The organism is Phenylobacterium sp., from assembly GCF_030693805.1.
In the GTDB taxonomy this organism is placed as follows: domain Bacteria; phylum Pseudomonadota; class Alphaproteobacteria; order Caulobacterales; family Caulobacteraceae; genus Phenylobacterium.
The window spans coordinates 1-4,751 of the sequence record NZ_JAUXZW010000036.1; the positions used below are offsets into that span (position 1 = coordinate 1).

4 protein-coding genes and 1 pseudogene are annotated in these 4,751 nt (G+C 68.6%); 3 read left to right on the forward strand and 2 right to left on the reverse strand.

Translation table 11 applies throughout. The annotated features are described in order from the left end of the window. A partial coding sequence (locus Q8M88_RS01655) for a monovalent cation:proton antiporter-2 (CPA2) family protein (protein WP_305594431.1) occupies positions 1-1,875 on the reverse strand: 1,875 nt, incomplete at its 3' end. Between the two features lie 136 nt (positions 1,876-2,011). On the opposite strand from Q8M88_RS01655, the gene Q8M88_RS01660 reads away from it, so the two are divergent. The 3 genes from Q8M88_RS01660 (at position 2,012) to msrA (ending at position 4,017) form a co-directional block, all read left to right on the forward strand. Beyond that, the gene (locus Q8M88_RS01660; RefSeq protein ID WP_305594433.1) at positions 2,012-2,740 is read left to right on the forward strand and encodes a CoA transferase subunit A; all 729 of its coding nucleotides are present in this window, start codon (positions 2,012-2,014) and stop codon (positions 2,738-2,740) included. After that, positions 2,740-3,375, forward strand: a complete 636-nt coding sequence (locus Q8M88_RS01665; RefSeq protein ID WP_305594435.1) for a 3-oxoacid CoA-transferase subunit B — start codon at positions 2,740-2,742, stop codon at positions 3,373-3,375. The genes Q8M88_RS01660 and Q8M88_RS01665 overlap by 1 nt, the downstream gene beginning before the upstream one ends. A 63-nt stretch (positions 3,376-3,438) precedes the next feature. After that, positions 3,439-4,017: a peptide-methionine (S)-S-oxide reductase MsrA gene (gene msrA / locus Q8M88_RS01670; RefSeq protein ID WP_305594437.1), complete on the forward strand. Its 579-nt coding sequence runs from the start codon at positions 3,439-3,441 to the stop codon at positions 4,015-4,017. Here msrA and Q8M88_RS01675 read toward each other — a convergent pair. Beyond that, a pseudogene (locus tag Q8M88_RS01675) lies at positions 3,992-4,751 on the reverse strand (4-amino-4-deoxy-L-arabinose transferase); the annotation flags it as partial. The gene msrA and the pseudogene Q8M88_RS01675 overlap by 26 nt on opposite strands.

The following is a 4,751-nucleotide window of genomic DNA, read 5'->3' on the forward strand; positions in this document are numbered from 1 at the left end:
GGCCTCCAACCGCTGTCTCGTCGCCTCGGCTGCGTCATTGTCGGCATCCTCGGCCTCCTCCAGAGAGAGGCGGCGCATTTCGGCGGTCAGCAGCTTGTCCATGGTGGCCCGGCTGTCGCGGGTGGCCATGATGTAGCGCTCCTGTTCGCCATGCACGGGGGCCAGCTTGTTGAAGAGGGCCATGTCGTGTTCGCGGAACACGTTGGCGGCCTTCACGGCCCGTCGTTCGGACAGGCCAAGGCGGATCAGGGCCTTGCGACCAAAGCCCAGGGCGCTCTCAAAGGTCTCCCGCTGGACCCCGTCGGCGCCGGCGTCGAGCAACTCATAGGCGTGGCGGCGGTCAAAGGCGCGGGAGATGATGGTGAGGTTGGGGAAGTACTCCGTGGCGGCCCGCACCAGCTCGACAGCCTTGTCCTTGTCGTCGATGGCGATCAGCAGCAGCTTGGCCTTGTCCGCGCCCGCGGCGCGCAACAGGTCGAGGCGGGTGGCGTCGCCATAGTGCACCGCCCAGCCGAAGCGGCGGATCACGTCGATCTGCTCGATGGATGAGTCCAGCAGCACCACCTTGAACTCGTTGGCAGTGAGCAGGCGGGTGGCGATCTGTCCGAAGCGGCCGAAGCCCGCGACGATCACGTCGGGAACGCCGGTGTCGAAGTCCAGCTGCTCGGGCTCAGCGCCTGGGACCACCCGATTGAGGACCAGTCGTTCGTAGACGACGAAGGCGATGGGGGTAAGAGCCATGGACAGGGCGACAACCGCGGTAGCGATCCCGGCCTGTTCGGCGCTGAGCACGCGGAAACCCTGGACGAAGCCCAGCAGGACGAAGGCGAACTCCCCGCCCTGCGCCAGGGACACCGCGACGGTGGCGGCGTCCTTGCGGTTGCGCCGGAAGACCAGGCCGACGCCCCACATGGCCAGGAACTTCACGACCATCAGGCCGACCGCCAGCGAGACGATCATCACCGGTGCGTTTGCCACCAGGCCGAAGTTCAGGCCCGCGCCGACGGTGATGAAGAACAGGCCCAGCAACAGGCCGCGGAACGGCTCGATGTCGGTCTCGAGCTCGCGGCGGAATTCGCTCTCGGCCAGCAGCACGCCGGCCAGGAAGGCGCCCAGGGCCGGCGACAGGCCGACGAGCTGCATCAGGGCGGCGACCGCCACCACCAGCAGGAGGGCCGAGGCGGTGAAGATCTCGCGCAGCCTGGCCGCGGCGATGAACCGGAACATCGGCCGGGTCAGATAGCGACCGCCGACGACCACGACGCCGACAGCGGCCATCACCGCCAGCGCGCCGACCCAGCCCGGCAGGCCGTCGAGCAGCGCCGAGCCGTGGCCCGAGGCCTCCGCATGGCCGACGCCCGAGCCCAGCAACGGCAGCAGGGCGAACAGCGGGATCACCGCCAGGTCCTGGAACAGCAGCACGCCGAACGCCGCCTCGCCGATCGCGCCCTGGCGCAGGCCCTTCTCCTCCAGGCTCTGCAGGACGATGGCGGTGGACGACAGGGCCAGGATCAGGCCGGCGGCGAGCGCCGTGCGTCCGTCCAACCCCATCGCCATGCCGGCCGCGGCCAGCACAGCGGCGGTCCCGACGAGCTGCGCGCCGCCGAGGCCGAAGATCGCGCCGCGCATGCGCCACAGCAGCGCAGGACGCACCTCCAGCCCAATCAGGAACAGCAGGATGACCACGCCGAACTCGGCGACGCGCATGACGTCGCCGGCCTCGCCGACCAGGTTCAGGGCGTAGGGGCCGATCGCCGCGCCGGCGACCAGATAGCCGAGCACTGAGCCCAGGCCCAACCGCTTGGCGATCGGCACCGAGATCACGCCGGCGGCGAGATAAACCAGCGCCTGCAGCAGGATCGAATGCTGATCCATTCAGGCGCCGTTCCGGCGAGCGTTGGTGGTCAAGGTTTGCGCCATGCGTGGATTATGGACGTTCGCTCCGGGATTCGCGCGGGGCAATTCATGGCTGCGGGCTTGCAAATGCTGCGGCGCCGCGTAACACGGCTGCATGGCCAGAAAGCTCTATAAGGACGCCGCCGAAGCGCTGGACGGGCTGCTTTTCGACGGCATGACGATCATGGCGGGAGGCTTCGGCCTCAGCGGCATCCCCGAGAACCTGATCGCGGCGATCCGCGCCTCGGGGGTCAAGAACCTCACCGTGATCTCCAACAACTGCGGCGTCGACGGCTTCGGCCTGGGCCTGTTGCTGGAGAACGGCCAGATCAAGAAGATGGTCTCGTCGTATGTCGGCGAGAACAAGCTGTTCGAGCAGCTCTATCTGTCGGGCGCGCTGGAGCTGGAATTCAATCCGCAGGGCACCCTGGCCGAGCGGATCCGAGCCGGCGGCGCGGGCGTGCCCGCTTTCTTCACCAAGACCGGCGTCGGCACCCTGGTCGCCGAAGGCAAGGAAGTGCGCGAGTTCGACGGCGAGCTCTACGTCATGGAGCGCGGCCTTGTGGCCGATCTGTCGATCGTCAAGGCTCATACCGGCGACGATGCCGGCAACCTCGTCTACCGAAAGACCGCGCGGAACTTCAATCCGATGATGGCCACCGCCGGCAAGAAGACCGTCGTCGAGGTCGAACACATCGTCCCGGCGGGTACGCTGGACCCTGACCACGTCCACACGCCGGGCATCTTCGTCGACCGACTGATCAAGGGCGCGGTGTTCGAGAAGCGGATCGAGCGGGTCACCACCCGGCCGCGCGTGGCCGCTGCAGACAAGGCGAGCGCCTGATGGCCTGGACCCGCGAAGACATGGCGGCGCGCGCGGCGCGCGAGCTGAAGGACGGCTTCTACGTCAACCTCGGCATCGGCATCCCGACCCTGGTCGCCAACTACATCCCCGAAGGCATCGAAGTCACGCTGCAGAGCGAGAACGGCATGCTGGGCATGGGCCCGTTCCCCTTCGAGGGGGAAGAGGACGCCGACCTGATCAACGCCGGCAAGCAGACCATCACCGAACTGGACAGCTCGTCCTACTTCTCGTCCGCCGACAGCTTCGCGATGATCCGCGGGGGGCACATCGACTTGTCGATCCTGGGCGCGATGCAGGTCTCGGCCGAAGGCGACCTGGCGAACTGGATGGTGCCTGGCAAGGTGGTCAAGGGCATGGGCGGGGCGATGGACCTGGTGGCCGGCGTCAAGCGCGTGGTCATCGTCATGGAGCACGTCGAGAAGTCGGGCGCGCCGAAGCTGCTGAAGGCCTGCACCCTGCCGCTGACCGGCGCCCGCGTGGTCGACCTGGTGGTCACCGACCTTGGCGTCTTCGACATCAATGGCGGACTGAAGCTCCTCGAGCGTGCGCCGGGCGTGTCGCTGGACGAGATCCGCGCCAAGACCGAAGCCGCGTTCGAGGCGATCGGCGGCTAGGCGAGCCTGCATCCGCGTCGCGAGCCCCTACGTATGATCGTACAAGGGGCGAAGGAGACTGCGATGCGACGGAATCTGTTGGCGATCACGGCGGGCCTGGCCCTGACCCTTGGCGGCGCGGCCGGCGCTGCGGCTCCTCTGAAGACCGCGATCTTCGCCGGCGGCTGCTTCTGGTCCGCCGAACACGACACCGAGCACCTGCCCGGCGTGACCAATGTGGTGGTCGGCTACTCCGGCGGCGCGCGGGTCAATCCCACCTACGGTAACCACGCCGGCCACCTGGAGGCGATCAAGGTCACCTACGATCCGGCCAAGACCAGCTACACCAAGCTGGTCGCCGGTTTCTTCCGCCACATCGACCCGACCGACCCGAACGGCCAGATCTGCGATCAGGGCGAGTCCTACCGCACCGCGGTGTTCGTCGCCGACGCCGACGAGCGGGCCAGCGCCGAGGCGGTCAAGGCGCAGATCAGCAAGGTGCTGGGCAAGCCGGTGGCGACCAAGGTGCTGCCGGCCTCCACCTTCTGGCCGGCGGAGGCGTACCACCAGGACTACGCGCGCAAGAACCCGGTGGCCTACAACGCCTACCGCGTCGGCTGCGGTCGCGACCGGGCGATCAAGGCTGTGTGGGCGGGCCGCTGAGCGCTGCGCGCGGACGCGGCGCGAAACCCTCGCCGATGAACATCTCGGCGCGGCGCGAGCGCTTGCGGTCCAGCCGCACGCCGACGAACTCCTGCCCCGACACCCGCGTGAAGTCGCCGACCATCCGGTCGCGGTAGGTCTGCTCCAGGCTGACGGCGAGCACGCGCGCGCCGTTGGCCCGGTTGAGCGGGGCGGTGGTCTCGGCCTGGTTCTGCGGCGTCGCCTCCAACAGCCAGATAGTCAGCGGCGGAGCGTCAGGGCGGCGCAGGTAGTCGCGCGCGTAGTAGGCCATGGCGTTGTAGAGGAAGCGGTTGTTGACGGCGATCGCGGTCAGGCCGTGCTCCGATCGGGCGCGGTCGATCACCGCATCGGTCATCTGCGACCAGCCCTTGGCGCGCTTGAAGCTATTGGCCATGCCCATGGCCTCGGCGGTGTGCGGGGCCACGCACCAGACCCAGAACAGCATCGCCAGCACGGCCTGCAGGATCACAGCCGCCGCCAGCCAGCGGCGCGCCCGCCAGCGCAGCAGCCAGGTCGCGGCCAGCACCGCACCCGGCAGATAGGCCGCGCCGGACCAGTTGGCGTTGGCCCGGCTGATGAAGGCCTGGGTGGCGACGATCAGCAGCGGCGGCAGGGCGAAGCAGAGCAGCAGAACGTCTTCCCGCGTCAGCCGCCGCCGGGCCGCCATGACCACCGCCCCGCCGATCAGCACGGCGAACGGGATCGGCCCGAAC